We start from the raw sequence: 18,245 nt of genomic DNA, 5'->3' as shown, positions 1-18,245 counted from the left end.
TCATACCTCCTAGTAGATTATAATCCTTCTTCTTTTTTAAGCTCTTCTAGGAGAGCTTTATCTTCTTCACTTAATTCAATCTTTTTTAATAATTCTGGGCGAACCCGTAAAGTCCGCCTTATACTTTCTTTTCGCCGCCATTTTCTGATTGCCGCGTGATTACCTGACAGCAAGACATCAGGTACTTTCTTATCTCTAAAGACTTCCGGTCTTGTATAATGAGGATGCTCCAAAAGGCCATCAACAAATGATTCATTAACTGCTGAATTCTCATCCCCCAAAACACCGGGCAAAAGCCTTATAATTGAATCCATCAAAACCATGGCGGGGAGTTCTCCTCCTGTTAGAACATAATCACCAATTGAGATCTCTTCATCAACTAAACCAGTCCTAACCCTTTCATCTATCTCTTCATAATGCCCACAGATCAAAACAATTCTATCAAGCTTACTAAGGTTAAAAGCTTTTTTTTGATTATAAGGCTCTCCCTGGGCTGTCATATAAACCACTTTTTCTTCTGGTTTCTTAAGAGGACCTATAGATTCAATTGCCTCGTACAGGGGTTCGGGCTTAATTACCATTCCCTCGCCTCCACCATAAGGGTAGTCGTCGACTTTATTATGTTTGTTGTTAGAGAATTCCCTGAAATCAATTAGGTTTATCTCTACTAGACTATTTTCCCTGGCACGCCCCAAAATGCTGGTATTTATCACATTATCAAACATCTGAGGAAAAATAGTCAAAACATCAAACCTCATGTGCCACCCTCCCTACCTTTAATCTATAAGCCCTTCCATTAACGAAACCTCCATCCTACCATTATCTAAGTCAATATTATTAACGATCTGTTTAAGTGCTGGCAATAAAAATTCTCTATCTTCATCTCTTACTATATATACATCGTTGCTCCCTGTTTCTTTGATTTCAGCTATTTCTCCTAGATAATTCTCGTCTATGTCATAAACTTTTAATCCTATAATCTCATCGTAATAATATTCTCCCTCACCTAACTTGGGTCTCTCCTCTTTTAGTATGTTTATTAAATAATCTTTTAGTGAAGTAACTTCATCTCTACTGTTATATTCCTTGAATTTTACAACAATATTGTTTTTATGCCAGAAGGCATTTTGGATATGAGCTACATAACTAACATCATCACCATTTAGAAAGACCCTGTCTAGCTCGCTAAATCTATCGGGATTATCTGTCAGGGGAAGTACTTTTACTTCACCTTTCACTCCGTGAAATCCAATTATCTTCCCAACAGAAACCATCTCATTGTTTTCCATTATTATTCACCAGCCAAGCTATTATTACTGGATAATCTCAACTGTAACTCTTTTATCCTCTTTTACTGCAGCAGCACTAACAACTGTTCTTATAGCCTTAGCTATTCTACCCTGTTTTCCAATAATTTTGCCCATATCATCTGGATGAACCTTAACTTCTAAAACCAGGGAGCGTTTCCCTTCCACTTCATTAACTTCTACCTCATCGGGCCTATCCACAAGTGATTTGGCAATAAATTCAACCAGATCTTTCACTATTTTAACCTCCTACGGCTTAGCTATTTAATTTGTTTTTCTGCCCAAAATTAAATAACCCCGGCTTTTTCCAACAGGTAGCGTACTTTTTCTGATGGCTTTGCACCATTAGAAAGCCACTTTTTAGCCTTTTCTTCATCAATCTTTATGGTTGCAGGTTCTGTTAGTGGGTTATAATGCCCTAACTCTTCAATAAATTTACCGTCTCTTGGCGATCTTATATCAGCCACAACAATACGGTAAGATGGTTGTTTTTTGGCACCCATTCTTTTAAGTCTCATTTTTACAGCCATTATTTTGTCACCTCCTTACATTATTTTCAGCAAACCCTATTTGGAATTATGACATAAAGGGTAGATTACCCATTTTCTTTTGCATTCCTTTTTTATCCATCTTGCCAAGTTGTTTCATCATTTTTTTCATGTTTTCAAACTGCTTTAGAAGTTTATTAACATCTTGAACCCTGGTACCACTACCTTTAGCAATCCTTTTTTTCCTGCTGCTATTTATAATGCTGGGGTCAAATCTTTCTTCCCTGGTCATTGACTGAATAATAGCTTCGATTTTGACAAGCTCACTTTCGTCAACAGACATGTTTTTAAGCTTTTTATTCCCTGCCATCCCAGGGATCATATCCATCATCTGATCTATTGGACCCATACTTTTAATTTGTTGAAGCTGCTCCAAAAAGTCTTCTAATGTAAATGTTTGCGACCTTAACTTCTTCTCCATTTCTTTAGCTTTTTCTTTATCTATGGACTCTTCAGCTTTTTCGATTAATGAAAGGGCATCTCCCATCCCAAGGATCCTTGAAGCCATCCTGTCTGGATGAAAGACTTCTAAGTCATCTAGTTTTTCCCCTGTTCCTGCAAATTTGATCGGCTTGCCTGTTACAGCCTTGACAGAGAGGGCTGCTCCACCTCTTGTATCTCCATCTAGTTTGGTCATTATAACGCCTGAAATATCAAGACGTTCATTAAAGGTCTCTGCAACATTAACTGCATCCTGACCTGTCATAGCATCAACCACTAAAAGGACTTCATCTGCACTTACTTCACTATTTAAGGCCTGAAGTTCTTCCATAAGTTCTTCATCAATATGAAGCCTTCCTGCAGTATCTATAATAACCACTTCATTGTTATTTTTCTTAGCTTGAGATAGGGCCCCCTTAGCGATATCTACTGGGGAATTTTTGTCCCCCATGCTAAATACAGGCACATCTAATCTTTCTCCTAAAACCTGAAGCTGTTTTATGGCTGCTGGTCTTTGCACGTCACAGGCCACAAGCAACGGGGTCTTATTCTCTTTTTTGTACTTCTGGGCCAGTTTCCCAGCCATTGTAGTCTTTCCTGACCCCTGAAGCCCCGCAAGCATTATAACTCCAGGTGGGCTTGATGGAAGATTTACTTCATTTGCACTAGAGCCCATAAGTTCTGTCATTTCATCTCTAACAATTTTTATAACCTGTTGACCTGGTGTAAGGCTCTCCATAACTTCCTGACCTAATGCTCTTTCTCTTACTCTCCCAACAAAATCTTTTACAACTTTATAGTTTGTATCGGCTTCTAACAGTGCAAGCCGCACTTCTCTCAAAGCAACCTTTAGGTCTTTCTCAGTAACTTTACCTTTACCTTTAAGTTTGCCAAGAGCTGACTGGAGCTTTTCTGACAATCCTTCAAATGCCATCTGCTCACCTCCTTATCAGGTCAACCGGTCCAAAAGCTTTAAGCATTTTTCCCGGGAGATTTGATTAATTGGTTTTTCCAATATCCTCCGTAAGTCTAACAAAACTTCTCTTTGCTCTGCAAATTTTTTATATAGACCAAGCTTCTCTTCATATCTGTCAAGAGCCTCTTCGCCTCTCTTTAAAGAGTCAAAAACGCCCTGCCTGCTTATATTTAAGTTATCAGCGATTTCACCAAGAGAGTAGTCTTCTATATAATAAAGTCTAATAGCTTTTTCTTGTTTGTCAGTCAATAAAGGTCCATAAAAATCAAAAAGCAAATTAATTTTATTGGTTTTTTCAAGCATAATTAATCCCATCCGATATTCTACCAAAATAGTGTTAAGGTTCAAAGCTTTACAATAGGATAATACAAAAAAAAATACTAATGTCAAGAAGTTTCAAATAAAGCTTCTACAAATTCTTCCGGATCAAAGTTTTGAAGATCATCTTCTCTTTCTCCTACACCAATATATTTAACAGGAATCCCAAGCTCTTCTCTAGTTGCAATAACCACTCCACCTTTAGCTGTCCCATCTAACTTTGTCAGTACAATTCCCGTAACAGAAGTAGCTTCCAAAAACACCTCAGCCTGTTTTATTGCATTCTGCCCTGTTGTTGCATCTAAAACAAGTAAGACTTCTTGAGGTGCATCCGGTATTTCCCTGCTGATCACCCTACGTATTTTGGATAACTCCTGCATTAAATTTTTCTTTGTATGTAATCTACCTGCAGTATCGCAGATAAGATAATCTGCATTTCTGGCTTTAGCAGCAGCGATAGCGTCATATACAACAGCGGCTGGATCAGCACTTTCCTGGTGCTTTATCACATCAACACCTATTCTGTCTCCCCAGGCAGAGAGCTGTTCAATAGCAGCTGCCCTAAAAGTATCCGCTGCCGCAAGAAGCACCCTATCACCATTATCTTTTAAATTTTTTGCCAGTTTACCTACTGTAGTGGTTTTACCTCCTCCATTAACACCTACTACCATAATCACCGTTAAATCAGAGGTATCTTTGTTCAAAGGTTCAGGTGTAGACCCCATAACTTCAACAAGTTTATTTTTAAGAAGTCCATAAACCTCCTCTGGATCTTTAACTTTATTCTCTTTCACCTCTTGTCTTAGCTCATCCACTACTTTTATAGAGACATCCACACCGATATCTGCACTAATAAGTATCTCTTCTAGCTCTTCATAGGTTTCTTCATCAATCTTTTTAAGGCCACTAAAAAGGTTTTCCATTTTACCAGAAAAGCCTTGTCTAGTTTTGGTTAAACCATCTTTGATTTTAGAAAATATTCCCATACTTATCACTCCAATTTAATTTTAGTGTTTTTACGACTGCACCAAGATCATTTTTTTATTTGGCTCTGTTATAGTTTATTGTTGATATTTATCCAAAGGCACCTACCTAGCTACCATAAATGAGCTTTTAATTTGCGCGATTTTTAGCAAGTTCCCCCGACATGTTGGTAGCTAGGTAGGTGCTCTGAGATCACCGACAATGAACTATAACAGAGCCTTTTATTTTGTAACAGCAGATTCATTTAAAGTATCGTCATTTAGACTAACTGACAAAAGCTTACTTATACCAGCCTCAGCCATAGACATACCGTATAGAGCATCACAGTGTTGCATTGTTTCTTTACGGTGAGTAATTACAATAAATTGTGTTTTTTTAGAAAAATCCCTTAAAAATTTAGTATAAGTATAAATATTTTTTTCGTCTAAAGATGCATCAATTTCATCTAAGATACAAAAAGGTGTTGGTTTAATCTTTAAAATTGAAAATAATAGAGATATTACGGTTAAGGCTTTTTCTCCGCCAGATAGCAATGATATGCTCTGCAGTCTTTTGCCCGGCGGCCTTGCTTCAATTTCTACACCAGAACTCAAAGGATCCTGTGGGGTGGTAAGCCTAAGGCTAGCTTCGCCTCCCCCAAATAGATTTTTAAATGTATCCTTAAATGTATTATTAACCTGATTAATTGTATCTTTAAACTTTTTCTTCATTACTCCATCAATATCTTCAATAATATTTTTCAGAGAATTTTCTGCTTCAATAAGATCGTCTTTTTGCTTTTGTAAAAATTCCAGCCTGCTTTTTAAGTTATTATACTCCTCAATTGCCCCAAGATTTACTGGCTGTAATCTGTCTAATCCCTGCTTCAATTTTGCTAGTTGTTTTTCTGTTTTGTTTATGTCCAGCTCGTCTTTTTGTATAGTGTTATCAGCCAACACAGAATCAAAGGACAGTTGATATTTTTCATAAAGATCATCTAATAGTTTCTTAAGTTCTGTTTCTATTTCCTTTTTTTCAACGTTTAATTTGTTTAATTTTTTTTCTGTTTTTCTTTCTTTTTGGGCAGTTTCATTCTTTATTTGCTCACTTTCTAATAGTTTTTCTTTTGTATTATCTCTTTCTTGTTTAAGCTCTTGTAAAGACTTGGTCAAATCTTTTTGTTTTTCTTTTAAGTCATTTATGGTTTTATCTAACTCTTTTAAGTGAGTCTGATATTCATCTAAAGTATTCCCACTTTCTTTTAAATCATTTTTTAATCTTTCCTTTTTATCTTTTAATATATTTAAGTCTTCTTTATCTTTTTTACTTTTATCCTTAAAGCTTTCAATCTTTTCTGTTAATCTGGCCATCTCCACCTGAATATTACTTAATTCCCCCTCGATTCTCTCTTTATCATCTTTCCTATTTATGCTAAGTGTCTCAATTTCATTTTGCTTTCTATAAAGCACGTTCTCTTGTTCTTCTACACTCCTAAGACCTTCATTTGTTTTCTTTAAGTTATTTGATATCTCATCTCTTTTTTCAATCTTTGCTTTTTCCTTTAAAGATATATCATCAAGCTCTTTTTGTAACCTTTTTAATTCTTTTGTAGCTCCTTCTAATTCCTTATTATTTTCTTTAATAGTTACCATTAGGTTATACTTATTATCTTTTATTTTGTCTAGCTCACTTACCAATTTATTCTTTTCATCCACAATTTTACTCAAATTTTTGTTGTTACTTTCTAATTCTTTGTTCAAGCTATTAATACTTTGTTTTAAATCATTAATTTCCTTATCTCTATCCAAAAACCCAGAGTTTTTATTCGAGCCACTAAAGCTCCCACCTACCATTGCCCCTCCAGGCAGAACCATTTCCCCATCCAAAGTAACAATTCTCGTAGCAAAATTAATTTCTTTCGCCAAATCAAGGGCATTTTTTATATCATCCATAACAATTACCCTTGCAAGCAGATAATCTGCTACCACCTTAAATCTTTTTTCTGTATTCAATAAATTTGCAGCCACTCCCAAATATCCTTTTGATTTGGTAGCCTTTTTTTCTAAATCTATTGATAGTTTCCTTGGAGCTAAATTATCAAGGGGAAGGCATGTAGCTCGTCCAAGTTTATGTTTCTTAAGATAATTTATCACATTAATAGCATCTTTATCTCTATCTACTACAAGGTTTTGAAGGGCCCCACCCAAAGAGGTTTCTATGGCTTTTTTGTATTTATCCGAAACAGTAATAAGTGTTGAAACTGTACCTAGTACACCAGAAAAGTTTGGGTCCTTATCTTTTTTTACTAAGATTTCTTTGACCCCTTTAGAGAACCCTCGATAGTCTTTTTTAAATTCATTTATCATTTGTATCTTAGACTTTTTCTCCTGGAGATGATTTTTTAATTCTTGTATCTTGTTAGTTAATTCTTTTTCTTTATCAGACAAATCTTTTAGGTATTGTTCTTTCTTATCTAGATTATGAGTTAAATCTTCCAACTCTTTTTCAGCATCATTTTTTTTATCCTTTAGCCTAGCGACAAATCTATCTTGCTCTAAAACTTCATTATCCTTTACACTTTTTTCATCATTTATTTTTTTAATTTCTTCTCTTATATTTTCAAGCTCTTTTTCCTGATTTGTTTTATTTGCTTTCAGACTGCTTTTCTGACTAATCACATCGTCTAAATTTTCTCTAAGCTTTTTTAGATTTAGATCTTCTTCTCCTTCTTTATGTGATGCAAGTTCTTTAACTTTTATATCATATTTATTTTTCTGCTCTTCATAATTCTTTTCCAACTGGTCTAGCTCTTTATCAGTTTCATTAATTCCTTCTTTCTTCTTGTCTATTTCACCATCTAAGTTTGCCAGCTCACTTTTAAGATTTTCTATTTTACTTCTCAGGTTATTTTTCTTATCTTCATAGATTGTTTTCTGAGCCTGATTTCTTTCTATTTCTTCTATAACACGGTTATTATCTTCATTTTTAGCTTCAATTTCTTTCTCAATATGTAAGCTCTTATTTTTTAAGTTTTCTATATTAGCATCCATTTTTTTATTTTCAGCAGAAATTTCACTTAATTCTTTGTCTAATCCTTCGGTTTTTTCGTGCAAATCATACCATTTAGTTCGTTTTTCTTCTATCTTAACAGCAAACAACCTTAATTCAAGCTTTTTTAACATTTCACTGATTTTTTTATACTTTTTTGCCTTCTTTGCCTGCTTCTTTAGCGGCTCTATTTGGCTTTTCAATTCCTCTAATACATCAGATACTCTCACCAGGTCGTTTTTGCAGTTTTCAAGTTTTCTTAAGGCTTCTTCTTTTCTACTTTTGTACTTGGAAATTCCAGCTGTTTCTTCAAATAAGTATCTTCTATCAACAGGTTTAGCAGATAAAATTTGCTCTATCTGACCCTGGCTAATGATTGAATAAGCATCTTTACCAATACCAGTATCCATAAATTTTTCTAAAATATCTTTTCGCCTACAGGGAGTCTTATTAATCATATAGCTGCTATCGCCAGTCCTGTACAAACGCCTGGTAATATTTATTTCGTTATATTCGCTGTCAAAAAAATTAGAGCTATTATCAAAGGTCAGGGAAACTTCTGCCATATTAAGAGGAGATTTTTCCTTTGTACCTGTAAAAATTATATCTTCCATTTTTTCACCACGTAAAGATTTGGCTTTTTTTTCGCCAAACACCCATAGTATAGCATCCGCAATATTGCTTTTGCCGCTACCGTTAGGTCCAACTATTGCAGTAATACCTGAAGAAAATTCAAATACCGTTTTTTTAGCAAAAGACTTAAACCCAAAAAGCTCTAATCTTTTTAAAAACATATTTTTTCCCCCTGAAATAATGAACTACCTGCCAATATTACCAGTTATCAAATAGAAGCAGGTAGTCCAAAACTCAATTCAAAGAAATTCACACGTACTCAGATTACTCACTTAAAACTATTTATCTAGACTCAATATAAAACTTTATGGCAGTCCTTTCTTCACCATCTATCTCTATCTCAGTAAAAGCCGGAATGCAAACTAAGTCTATCCCGTTAGGAGAAACAAACCCTCTTGCAATAGCAATAGATTTTATTGCTTGATTAACAGCACCCGCACCTACTGATTGAATCTCGGCAGACCCATGTTCTCTTACTACGGCAGCTAGCGCACCTGCAACAGCTTTAGGTTTCGAATTAGCAGAAACTTTTAGTACCTCCATTGTCTTAAATATTCCTCCTTTTAATTAAATGATTTATTGCGTTAACATAGCTATCCCTAATTTTCTCCTTCGCTTTAACCAAACCAAAATCCTGCCACATTTAATTTTAAATTGCAAAGTTTACTTTATTTGTCTTGCTTTTATTTAAGTTTTTCCCATGCAATCTTCGCTGCTCTTTGTTCTGCTTCTTTTTTACTCTTACCCTTTCCCTTAGCAAAGACATTACCATCTACTTCTACTTGTGCAACGAACTTCTTATCGTGGTCTGGTCCATATTCTTCCACGATCCTATATATAGGGCAAGAATCAAAGTTTTTCTGAGTTAACTCCTGAAGAGTTGTTTTGTAATCTGAAATAGACCTGTCTCTATCTATATCTTCATACAACTCATTCATAAGATTATGGACAATGTTCTTTGTCCGTTCATAACCCACATCCAAATAAAGCGCCCCAAAAACCGCTTCCACTGAATCAGCAAGAATAGAGGCTCTTTCTCTTCCTCCGCTTGCCTCCTCCCCCCTTCCTAGTCTTAGGTATTTACCTAATTCTAGTTTATGAGCAACTTTAAGCAAAGATTCTTCACATACAATAGAAGCCCTTAATTTTGTCAGCTCTCCTTCAGGCAAGTTTGGATATCTAAAATACAATATTTCGCTGGTTATCAGCTCCAAAACAGCATCTCCCAAAAATTCTAGTCTTTCATTGTGGGATATATTATTATGCTTTTTTTCATGGGCATAAGAAGTATGTGTTACGGCCTGCAAAAATAAATCTAAATTCTCAGTTTTTACCCCTAACTTTTCGATTAATTCTTTAATTGTTTTTTCCATACTTTCACCCCAAGGATTGACCACCATGTTTTATCTATATTCACTAAAAGCAAGAGTAGCATTAGTCCCTCCAAAACCAAAACTATTTGAAAGGACAATGCTTACAGAACAGCTTTCACCAGTATTAGGCACATAATCCAAATCGCATTCTCCGTCAGGTTCATCTAGATTTATTGTCGGGGGAACAAAGTCATCTCTTAAAGTTAAAAGTGAAGCCACTGCTTCAACTCCACCGGCAGCCCCTAATAAGTGACCCGTCATAGATTTTGTAGAGCTGATTTTCATTTTGTATGCATGTTCACCAAAGATTTTTTTAATTGCCTTGGTCTCTAGCACATCATTGTATTTAGTAGACGTACCATGGGCATTTATGTAATCCACATTCTCAGGTTCTAGCCCTGCGTCTTTTAGTGCTTCATTCATGCATTCTATAGCACCTACAGCCTCAGGATCTGGCGCAGTGATGTGATAAGCATCACCTGTCATACCAAACCCGATAACCTCTCCGTAAATATCTGCCCCACGCTCTAGGGCATGCTCTAGCCTTTCTAACACTAAAACACCTGCACCTTCGCCCATCACAAAACCGTCACGGTTTTTATCAAAAGGCCTGCTTGCTTTTTGTGGATTCTCATTTTGGGTAGAAAGGGCTTTTGCAGCACAAAATCCTGAAACTGCAAGTGGTGTTACTGTAGCTTCAGTTCCACCTGCTATCATAACGTCACATTTACCCTGCTGCAGTACCCTAAAACTATCCCCTATTGCGTGTGTTCCCGTAGCACAAGCTGTAACCACAGTAAGGTTAGGCCCTTTAGCGCCTAGCTCTATAGATACATTGCCCGAAGCCATATTTGCTATCATCATGGGAATAAAAAATGGACTTACCCTTTTTGGACCACGTTCAAGTAAATTTTTATGATTTTTCTCTAGGGTATCAAGCCCACCAATCCCTGAACCTACCGATACCCCTACTCGATTAGAATTATGCTCATTAATCTCCAAGTTAGCATCTTCAACAGCCATCCTTGATGCCCCGACTGCAAATTGTGTAAAGCGGTCCATTCTTTTGACATCTCGTTTATCGATATAATCAGTGGGGGTAAAATCTTTAACCTCTCCAGCAATTTTCGACGGAAAACCCTCTGTATCAAAAGAAGTTATATGATTTATTCCACTTTGTCCTTTTTTTAACCCTTCAAAAAACTTTTCTTTTCCGATTCCAAGTGGAGTAACTGCTCCCATTCCGGTGACAACTACTCTATTCATATTTGAAGTCACCCACCTTCTATAATTTTAAGAAAGCCCCGTTTTGCGGGACTTTACTTGTTATTGATTGTTATCAATGTAATCTACAACTTCTTGTACTGTAGTCATTTTTTCAGCTTCTTCATCAGAAATCTCCATATCAAATTCCTCTTCTAAAGCCATAATCAATTCAACTATATCCAAAGAATCAGCTTCTAAATCTTCAGTAAAGCTGGTTTCTAGTTTTACCTGGTCTTCTTCTACCCCTAATTGATCAACTATAATTTCTTTAACTTTATCAAAAGCTGCCACGTTTTCACCTCCTCTCATTCTCATTACTCAATTGTATACATTTGAATATATAACCATACTACATTAACTGCATTACATTGCCATACCGCCATCTACATTTATCACCTGACCGGTTATATAGTTAGCGGAATTTGCCAAGAAACCAACTGCTTCAGCAACCTCTTCAGGTGCTCCAAAACGTCCAAGGCAGGTTTCATTAACTATTTCATTCTTTAATTCTTCGCTAAATCCTTCAGTCATTTCAGTATCAATAAATCCTGGTGCTACTGCATTTACCCTTATACCTCTACTACCTAGTTCTCTAGCTAAACTTTTGGTAAATCCTATCACTCCAGCTTTACTAGCAGAGTAATTAGACTGACCCGGGTTACCCACTACCCCAGATACTGATGCCATGTTAATAATACACCCTGACTTTTGTTTAAGCATAGCCTTTGAAAAAGCCTTGGTACAATTGTAAACACCTTTTAGGTTAATATTAATCACATCATCAAAATCATCTTCTTTCATTCTAACAAAAAGTTGATCTCTTGTAATACCTGCATTATTAACCAGTACATCAATTCTCTTAAAATTTTCTAACACATAATCAGCCATTTCTTTGCAGGCTTCAAAATCCTGTACAGGAGCTTTAAAGGGGGTTGCATTTCCTCCTGCTTGTTTGATTTCGTCTACAACTTTTTCTGCTTCCTCTTTGCTTCTAGAATAATTAACGATAACATAATACCCAGATTTTGCAAGCTCCAGTGAAATAGCCCTACCAATACCTCTACCGCCACCTGTCACTAGTGCAACTTTTTCTAGTTCATTCACACAATCCCCTCCTTACTCAGCTCGCTTTTAACCTGCTCTATTTTCTTTGGATCTTCTATAGTCTTTATTTTTGCATTTTTCCTATCGATTTTTCTCATGAATGAAGTAAGGGTTGATCCAGGAGGTAGTTCTAAATAAAATTTATACCCCATATCAAGGAAACTTCTCATCGACTGCTCCCATAAAACCGGAGATTTTACTTGTTTTGTAAGTAGTTTTCTTATTACCTCAGGTTTTTCCATTACATCTCCTGTCACATTAGATAATACTTTTATTTTAGGTTCTTTTATTTCAATCTTTTCAAGCTCTATTGCCAGTTTGTCACTAGCTGGCTCTAGCATTTCAGAGTGAAAAGGCGCACTCACAGATAGTTCTATTACCTTTTTTGCATTTTGCTCTTTACATCTTATCCCTGCTTCATCAACAGCAGGAGCTTCCCCTGCTATAACTATTTGTCCAGGACAATTATAATTTACTGGTCTTACAGTCTTACCCAATTCATTTCTTACATCTTCACAAACTTTTTCTATTTTTTCAGTTTCCCCACCAATAACAGCTAGCATCTTCCCTTGGCCTTGAGGAACAGCTTCTTGCATAAATTTGCCTCTATTTTTTACAAGTGGCAAAGCATCCTCAAATTCTATAGAGCCTGCAGTTACAAGGGCACTGTATTCTCCAAGGCTAAGCCCTGCCGATGCTTCTGGCTTTAACCCAAGTTCAGCCAAAACCCTCATACATGCTATACTAACCGTAAGTATGGCAGGCTGAGTTATTTCTGTCTTCATTAAATCTTCTTTTTCCCCATTAAGAATAATTTCTGAAAGCTTAAATCCTAATATTTCGTCAGCTTCTTTAAAAGTTCTTTTTGCTGTTTCGAACTCTTCTACTAGTTCTGATCCCATACCAGGAAATTGAGCACCCTGACCGGGAAAAAGGAAAATTAACCCGCTCATTAAATACCTCCTTTTAATACCTCATCTAAAAATCCAACTTTAGATTCTGTTCTAGCTCCTTTGCCTCTGTTACGACCTCATCAATTATCTCTTTTGCTGTTTTTTCTTCTTTTATCATTGCAGCAACCTGCCCTGCCATTACTGAACCCAGAGATGTATCACCATCTTTTGCTGCAAGAGCCATTTTACCTGCTCCAAGCTCTTCAATTTCTTCTGCTTTTGCACCTTCTTTTTCAAGTTGGTTAAACTTACCTGTCAATTTATTTTTTATTGATCTTACTGGATGTCCAGTAGATCTACCAGATACGACTGTGTCTCTATCTTTAGCCTTTATAACAGCTTCTTTATAATTATTATGTACCGTACATTCTTTAGCACAGACAAACCTTGTGCCAATCTGTACCCCTTCTGCTCCAAGGGCAAACGCTGCAATCATTCCTCTTCCATCAGCAATTCCACCTGCTGCAATGACTGGAATATTTACTGCATCAACAATTTGAGGCACAAGAGCCATAGTTGTTAGCTCACCAATATGGCCACCAGCTTCTGTCCCTTCTGCAATTAAAGCATCTACTTTCTGTTTTTCCAGGCGTTTTGCTAAAGCAATAGATGGGACTACAGGGATAACCTTTATATCTGCTTCTTTTAGTTTTTCCATATATTTCCCTGGGTTTCCGGCTCCTGTTGTAACCACAGGCACTTTTTCCTTAACTACAAGGTCCATGATTTCATCTACATGAGGGGATAATAGCATAATATTAACACCAAAAGGCTTATCCGTTTCTTTCTTAACTTTTTTTATCTCTTCTTCAATGACATCCGCAGGTGCATTTCCAGCAGCTATAATACCAAGCCCTCCTGCTAGAGAGACAGCTAAAGCTAGCTCTCCAGTAGAAACCCAGGCCATACCACCCTGCAAAATTGGATAATCAATATTTAAAATATCAGTAATTCTATTTCTACTCAACCTCCACTCCTCCTTTAAACCTTTGAATATTTTTTTAAAATTTTTTAAGTTACCAGACGAGTACACAACTGCCCCATGTTAGTCCGGCTCCAAACCCTACAAGGACTAGCAAATCTCCTCTGGTAATTTTCCCATCGTCTAATGCTTCATCCAAGGCTACAGGTATAGAGGCCGCAGACATATTTCCGTATTTTGCCACATTAAGAAATACTTTATCATAGTCTATGCCGAGTTTTTTGACTGCTGAATCGATAATTCTTAGATTTGCTTGATGAGGTATTAATAGATCTATTTCGTCGGGATTTTTCCCTGCGTCTTCCAGGGTTTTTAGGGCGGACTGCCCTAAAAATTTCACTGCAAATTTATATACTTCATTCCCATTCATCTTTAAATAATGATACCTGTTTTTTACGGTTTCATGGCTTGCAGGAAACAAAGAGCCTCCACCTGGCATTTTAAGTATTTCGCTTTTTCCTCCATCAGCTCCTAGGTCAAAAGATAAAATACCTTGATTGTGATTGTCTGCTTTTCCTAAGAGACATGCCCCTGCACCATCCCCGAACAAAACACATGTAGACCTATCTTCAAAATCCAAAATTTTGCTCATTGTTTCAGCTCCAATAACAAGTACATATCGACAACTTCCAGCGGAAACAAATTGGCTGCCTACTATTAACCCATACAAAAATCCAGAACAAGCTGCTTCTAAATCAAAAGCAAAAGCGTTTTCAGCTCCTATTTTGTCCTGAACCAAACATGCTGTAGAAGGAAAGGGCATATCCGGTGTCATAGTAGTCACCACTATCATCGAAACCTCTTCAGGCTTTACCTCAGCTCTCTTTAGAGCTTCTTTAGCAGCAACTGCAGCAAGATCAGAAGTGGATTCATTATCTGATACAAATCTTCTTTCCTCTATTCCTGTTCTACTGCTTATCCAATTCTCACTCGTTTCTACATAGTTCTCTAACTCTTTATTTGTAACTACCCTTTCAGGTAGATGTTTTCCTGTTGATAGTACTTTTATATTATTCAGCATTTTGAAAAGACCATCCTTTCTCGATCTCTTCTAAAAATAGGGAAATAACATTTTCTTTTATAAAAGGATAAGCCTGCATCACCAGTGCATTTTTCACAGCTTTAGAATTAGAGGACCCATGGCATTTAATGCATAATCCATTAACCCCTAGAAACGGCGCCCCTCCATATTCTGTATAATCAAGCTCTTTCTTCAAATTTTTAAAAGCCGGCTGAAGTAAATATGCTCCCATTTTATTTCTAAGCCCACTTGTAAATTCCTCTTTCATTTTCATCAAAATACTCGAGCCCATACCTTCTGCAAATTTTAACAAGATATTTCCTAGAAAACCATCGCAGACAACTATATCATAAGGACAATCGAGTAAATCCCTTGATTCCAGGTTGCCTTTAAAGTTTAGATGGCTTTTCTCTAAAATCTCGTAAGTCTCTTTTAACAGCTTATTACCTTTACCTGCTTCTTCGCCAACATTTATAAGTCCTACAGAAGGTTCTTCTCGTCCCAATACTTTCTCTGCATACAAACTTCCCATCATGGCAAAATCAGCTAAATTCCTGGACTTTGCATCCATATTCGCACCTACATCTAATATAACAGTACTATTACCATTAAAACTAGGGATTATCGGTGCAAGGGCAGGCCTCGATATACCCTGAAGCCTACCAAGAATCATCAAACCTCCAGCCATGAAGGCTCCAGTATTTCCTGCACTTACAACGGCATCTACCTTGTTTTCTTTAACATATTTCATTGATAAGGGTAAGGATGCTTCTGATTTTTTTCTAATTGCTTTTGTTGGTTGGTCATCATCATGTATTACTTCTTCAGTATGTATTATCTCAAGATTATCCAACGGATAATTTCTATTTTCAAGTACTTTCTTTATTTCTTTTTCATCTCCAACTAAATAAATTCTCATGTCGGACTTTTCTTCAATTGCCGCTATAGCGCCCTCAATCAAAGCATGAGGGGAATTATCTCCGCCCATAACGTCTAATGCAATCTTAACTACCATGCTCTTTCCCTCCAGGTTTAACTAAAGTTAAACTTAATTTTTCACCTTTTTAGCGGCTATTATTCTATAATTTTATGAAAGCCAGTGCATAAATATTAGCTACATAAAAAAAAGTATATCTTATACTAAAAATTTTCGCAAGATAATAAAACAACACCTGCCGGTTCACTATATTTTCAGGTTTCATACCGGCAGGTGTTTGATTTAAACTTCAACTATTTCTTTTCCTTTATAGTACCCACAATTTTGACACACTCTGTGAGGAACCTTCACCTCTCTACACTGAGGACATTCAGCCATTGTTGGGGCTTTAGTTTTTTTGTGTGCTCTTCTTCTGTTTCTTCTAGTTTTTGATGTCTTTCGCTTAGGTACCGCCATATTTTCACACCTCCTACCTCATTTAGTTTTCTTGGATAATTTCTTTAAACTTCTCCAACTTTTTTAGACGGGGATCTACACTTTCTTTTTGACATCCACAATCTGCTATAGACAAGTCCTGCCCACATTCTGGACATAGACCGGGACAGTCTTTTCGACACAGTACTTTATCAGGTATAGAAAGTATTATAACCTGTCTAAAGTAGTCATCAAGCTCAAGGTAATTGCCCGTAAAATAATCTACAGAAAGATCTTCTTTTTCTAATACTATTTCTGTTTCTTCTGGTTGTGGTGGACTACCGCGCCTAAATTCTTCTTCAAATTTTTCACCCACTTTTATACTTGTAGGTTTAATACATCTGCCGCATTGTGTTTTATAAACCATACTCAGATACCCTTTAATCAAAATGCTTTCATCAGTATATTTGGCCGTAAAGGTCACCACAATATCTTCAATCCTATCTTTAAAATCCTCAGGTGCCAAAAGCCCCCACTGAAAACTCATAGTACCGTCTAATTCGTTTCTCAATTCATTAACATTGATACGCATTAAACTTCACCTCAAACATGGATAATTATAAATAAAGCCTTGGTACTTGTCAAGGATTTCTAGTTTTAATCGCATAACCTTTTTGTTTCTCTAGCAATCATCAGCTCCTCATTGGTAGGTATAACAAGCACTCTACAAGATGAGTCTGGGGCAGAAATATCTTTTGTTTCTCCTTTAATTTTATTTTTCTCCCCATCAATCTTTACTTCGGCAAATGTTAAATAATCAGCAATTTTTTGTCTAACATTCGGTGAGTTTTCACCAACCCCGGCAGTAAAGATTAAACCATCAACACCTCCTAATACCATTATATATGATCCTATAAATTTAACCACTCTGTAAACAAAAACATCAAGGGCAACCTTTGCCCTATAATTTCCTTCTATTGCTGCTTTTTCTAAATCTCTAAAATCATTACTGATTCCAGATAAACCAAGTACTCCAGATTTTTTATTTAATAAATCGTTTATATCATTTGTGTCCATTTTTTCTTTTTCTATCAAAAAGGGTACAATAGCAGGGTCTAAGTCTCCTGTTCTAGTTCCCATCACAAGACCTTCTAGGGGGGTAAAACCCATACTAGTATCTACAGACTTTCCTTTATCAATTGCTGCTATGCTCGCTCCGTTTCCCAAATGACAAGAGATCAGTTTTAATTCTTCTACAGGCTTTTTCATTATTTTAGACGCTTTCTCAGAGACATATTTATGAGAAGTTCCATGAAAACCATATTTTCTAATACCATATTTCTGATAAAGCTCATAAGGCAAACCATAAAGATAACTTTTTTCATCCATGGCCTGATGAAAAGCTGTATCAAAAACTCCTACCTGAACACTATTTTTGAATATTTCACCAGCCGCCTCTATCCCTGCAATATTTGGCGGATTATGAAGAGGTGCTAGCTCTTTACATTTATCCAAAGCTTTTAGTACTTCATCATCAATTATCACAGCATCTGAAAACTCTTCTCCTCCATGCACAACCCTGTGGCCGACGGCATAAATTTCACTTAGATCATTTATAACCCCATAATTAATATCCACTAAGTTATCAACTACAACCTTAATTGCTTCTTTGTGATTATTAATCTCTTCTTCTACTAATACTTCTCCTAATCCTTCTTCACCTTTTTCCAAATTTATTTTTTTATGTTTTAGTTTAGAATTTTTCCCTCCAATTCTTTCTACCTCACCTTTTGCTAAAACTTCCTCCTCAGCCATATTAAAAACTTGATACTTTAGTGATGAACTACCACAATTAATTACTAAGACTTTCATTTATTATACCTCCTTGTATTTATATTTATTATTTTACTTCTCCTACTTTCTCATTAATTTAAAAAGATTAATTCTGGTGAAAAAGTCAA

At 36.1% G+C, this 18,245-nt stretch carries 20 protein-coding genes; all 20 read right to left on the bottom strand.

What is annotated here, in order from left to right; genetic code table 11:
* Positions 1 to 17: 17 nt before the first annotated feature.
* Positions 18 to 758, bottom strand: coding sequence for a tRNA (guanosine(37)-N1)-methyltransferase TrmD (gene trmD, locus ACONDI_RS04485; RefSeq protein ID WP_241080287.1), 741 nt, complete (start codon positions 756 to 758; stop codon positions 18 to 20).
* 18 nt (positions 759 to 776) lie between these two features.
* Positions 777 to 1,289, bottom strand: a complete 513-nt coding sequence (rimM, locus tag ACONDI_RS04480; RefSeq protein ID WP_241080286.1) for a ribosome maturation factor RimM — start codon at positions 1,287 to 1,289, stop codon at positions 777 to 779.
* 24 nt (positions 1,290 to 1,313) lie between these two features.
* Positions 1,314 to 1,544: a KH domain-containing protein gene (locus ACONDI_RS04475; protein ID WP_241080285.1), complete on the bottom strand. Its 231-nt coding sequence runs from the start codon at positions 1,542 to 1,544 to the stop codon at positions 1,314 to 1,316.
* A 50-nt stretch (positions 1,545 to 1,594) separates the two neighbouring features.
* Positions 1,595 to 1,837 carry a 30S ribosomal protein S16 gene (rpsP, locus tag ACONDI_RS04470; RefSeq protein WP_241080284.1) on the bottom strand — a complete coding sequence of 81 codons (243 nt, stop codon included), beginning with the start codon at positions 1,835 to 1,837 and terminating at the stop codon, positions 1,595 to 1,597.
* 46 nt (positions 1,838 to 1,883) lie between these two features.
* Positions 1,884 to 3,230, bottom strand: coding sequence for a signal recognition particle protein (ffh, locus tag ACONDI_RS04465; RefSeq protein WP_241080283.1), 1,347 nt, complete (start codon positions 3,228 to 3,230; stop codon positions 1,884 to 1,886).
* Positions 3,231 to 3,245: 15 nt separating this feature from the next.
* Positions 3,246 to 3,575 (bottom strand): YlxM family DNA-binding protein, encoded by a 330-nt coding sequence (ylxM, locus tag ACONDI_RS04460; RefSeq protein WP_241080282.1) that lies wholly within the window; start codon positions 3,573 to 3,575, stop codon positions 3,246 to 3,248.
* Between the two features lie 83 nt (positions 3,576 to 3,658).
* A complete protein-coding gene (gene ftsY / locus ACONDI_RS04455; protein ID WP_241080281.1) occupies positions 3,659 to 4,576 on the bottom strand; it encodes a signal recognition particle-docking protein FtsY in 918 nt (305 codons plus the stop codon).
* Positions 4,577 to 4,795: 219 nt separating this feature from the next.
* Positions 4,796 to 8,395 carry a chromosome segregation protein SMC gene (smc, locus tag ACONDI_RS04450; protein WP_241080280.1) on the bottom strand — a complete coding sequence of 1,200 codons (3,600 nt, stop codon included), beginning with the start codon at positions 8,393 to 8,395 and terminating at the stop codon, positions 4,796 to 4,798.
* Between the two features lie 121 nt (positions 8,396 to 8,516).
* Positions 8,517 to 8,777: a stage V sporulation protein S gene (locus ACONDI_RS04445; RefSeq protein WP_241080279.1), complete on the bottom strand. Its 261-nt coding sequence runs from the start codon at positions 8,775 to 8,777 to the stop codon at positions 8,517 to 8,519.
* Between the two features lie 140 nt (positions 8,778 to 8,917).
* Complete coding sequence (gene rnc, locus ACONDI_RS04440; RefSeq protein ID WP_241080278.1) at positions 8,918 to 9,607, bottom strand: ribonuclease III; 690 nt, start codon at positions 9,605 to 9,607, stop codon at positions 8,918 to 8,920.
* 30 nt (positions 9,608 to 9,637) lie between these two features.
* Positions 9,638 to 10,873: a beta-ketoacyl-ACP synthase II gene (gene fabF, locus ACONDI_RS04435; RefSeq protein ID WP_241080277.1), complete on the bottom strand. Its 1,236-nt coding sequence runs from the start codon at positions 10,871 to 10,873 to the stop codon at positions 9,638 to 9,640.
* A 60-nt stretch (positions 10,874 to 10,933) separates the two neighbouring features.
* Positions 10,934 to 11,164, bottom strand: a complete 231-nt coding sequence (gene acpP / locus ACONDI_RS04430) for an acyl carrier protein (RefSeq protein ID WP_420848161.1) — start codon at positions 11,162 to 11,164, stop codon at positions 10,934 to 10,936.
* A 72-nt stretch (positions 11,165 to 11,236) separates the two neighbouring features.
* A complete protein-coding gene (gene fabG, locus ACONDI_RS04425) occupies positions 11,237 to 11,977 on the bottom strand; it encodes a 3-oxoacyl-[acyl-carrier-protein] reductase (RefSeq protein ID WP_241080275.1) in 741 nt (246 codons plus the stop codon).
* Entirely contained in the window at positions 11,974 to 12,930 is a 957-nt protein-coding gene (gene fabD, locus ACONDI_RS04420; protein WP_241080274.1) for an ACP S-malonyltransferase, read from the bottom strand. Before fabD ends, fabG begins: the two co-directional genes overlap by 4 nt.
* 25 nt (positions 12,931 to 12,955) lie before the next feature.
* Positions 12,956 to 13,897: an enoyl-[acyl-carrier-protein] reductase FabK gene (gene fabK, locus ACONDI_RS04415; protein WP_241080273.1), complete on the bottom strand. Its 942-nt coding sequence runs from the start codon at positions 13,895 to 13,897 to the stop codon at positions 12,956 to 12,958.
* A gap of 49 nt (positions 13,898 to 13,946) precedes the next feature.
* Positions 13,947 to 14,933, bottom strand: a complete 987-nt coding sequence (locus ACONDI_RS04410; protein WP_241080272.1) for a beta-ketoacyl-ACP synthase III — start codon at positions 14,931 to 14,933, stop codon at positions 13,947 to 13,949.
* Positions 14,923 to 15,948: a phosphate acyltransferase PlsX gene (plsX, locus tag ACONDI_RS04405; RefSeq protein WP_241080271.1), complete on the bottom strand. Its 1,026-nt coding sequence runs from the start codon at positions 15,946 to 15,948 to the stop codon at positions 14,923 to 14,925. The genes ACONDI_RS04410 and plsX overlap by 11 nt, the downstream gene beginning before the upstream one ends.
* A gap of 204 nt (positions 15,949 to 16,152) precedes the next feature.
* Positions 16,153 to 16,326, bottom strand: a complete 174-nt coding sequence (gene rpmF / locus ACONDI_RS04400; RefSeq protein WP_241080270.1) for a 50S ribosomal protein L32 — start codon at positions 16,324 to 16,326, stop codon at positions 16,153 to 16,155.
* A gap of 22 nt (positions 16,327 to 16,348) precedes the next feature.
* Positions 16,349 to 16,876, bottom strand: a complete 528-nt coding sequence (locus ACONDI_RS04395) for a YceD family protein (protein WP_241080269.1) — start codon at positions 16,874 to 16,876, stop codon at positions 16,349 to 16,351.
* A 65-nt stretch (positions 16,877 to 16,941) separates the two neighbouring features.
* Positions 16,942 to 18,156, bottom strand: a complete 1,215-nt coding sequence (locus tag ACONDI_RS04390) for an acetate/propionate family kinase (RefSeq protein WP_241080268.1) — start codon at positions 18,154 to 18,156, stop codon at positions 16,942 to 16,944.
* Between the last annotated feature and the right edge of the window lie 89 nt (positions 18,157 to 18,245).

This window comes from Natranaerofaba carboxydovora (assembly GCF_022539405.1).
Lineage (GTDB): Bacteria > Bacillota > Natranaerobiia > Natranaerobiales > Natranaerofabaceae > Natranaerofaba > Natranaerofaba carboxydovora.
The sequence above is the reverse complement of the archived record's forward strand: the minus strand, read 5'-3'. Positions and strand labels throughout refer to the sequence as shown.

Bases quoted from the DNA above. Each gene is read 5' to 3' on its own strand.
- rpsP (WP_241080284.1), bottom strand. From the start codon at position 1,837: ATGGCTGTAAAAATGAGACTTAAAAGAATGGGTGCCAAAAAACAACCA.
- ffh (WP_241080283.1), bottom strand. From the start codon at position 3,230: ATGGCATTTGAAGGATTGTCAGAAAAGCTCCAGTCAGCTCTTGGCAAA.
- ACONDI_RS04445 (WP_241080279.1), bottom strand. From the start codon at position 8,777: ATGGAGGTACTAAAAGTTTCTGCTAATTCGAAACCTAAAGCTGTTGCA.
- trmD (WP_241080287.1), bottom strand. From the start codon at position 758: ATGAGGTTTGATGTTTTGACTATTTTTCCTCAGATGTTTGATAATGTG.
- rpmF (WP_241080270.1), bottom strand. From the start codon at position 16,326: ATGGCGGTACCTAAGCGAAAGACATCAAAAACTAGAAGAAACAGAAGA.
- fabF (WP_241080277.1), bottom strand. From the start codon at position 10,873: ATGAATAGAGTAGTTGTCACCGGAATGGGAGCAGTTACTCCACTTGGA.
- ACONDI_RS04390 (WP_241080268.1), bottom strand. From the start codon at position 18,156: ATGAAAGTCTTAGTAATTAATTGTGGTAGTTCATCACTAAAGTATCAA.
- ACONDI_RS04395 (WP_241080269.1), bottom strand. From the start codon at position 16,876: ATGCGTATCAATGTTAATGAATTGAGAAACGAATTAGACGGTACTATG.
- plsX (WP_241080271.1), bottom strand. From the start codon at position 15,948: ATGGTAGTTAAGATTGCATTAGACGTTATGGGCGGAGATAATTCCCCT.
- ACONDI_RS04410 (WP_241080272.1), bottom strand. From the start codon at position 14,933: ATGCTGAATAATATAAAAGTACTATCAACAGGAAAACATCTACCTGAA.
- ftsY (WP_241080281.1), bottom strand. From the start codon at position 4,576: ATGGGAATATTTTCTAAAATCAAAGATGGTTTAACCAAAACTAGACAA.
- smc (WP_241080280.1), bottom strand. From the start codon at position 8,395: ATGTTTTTAAAAAGATTAGAGCTTTTTGGGTTTAAGTCTTTTGCTAAA.
- rnc (WP_241080278.1), bottom strand. From the start codon at position 9,607: ATGGAAAAAACAATTAAAGAATTAATCGAAAAGTTAGGGGTAAAAACT.
- fabD (WP_241080274.1), bottom strand. From the start codon at position 12,930: ATGAGCGGGTTAATTTTCCTTTTTCCCGGTCAGGGTGCTCAATTTCCT.
- rimM (WP_241080286.1), bottom strand. From the start codon at position 1,289: ATGGAAAACAATGAGATGGTTTCTGTTGGGAAGATAATTGGATTTCAC.
- ylxM (WP_241080282.1), bottom strand. From the start codon at position 3,575: ATGCTTGAAAAAACCAATAAAATTAATTTGCTTTTTGATTTTTATGGA.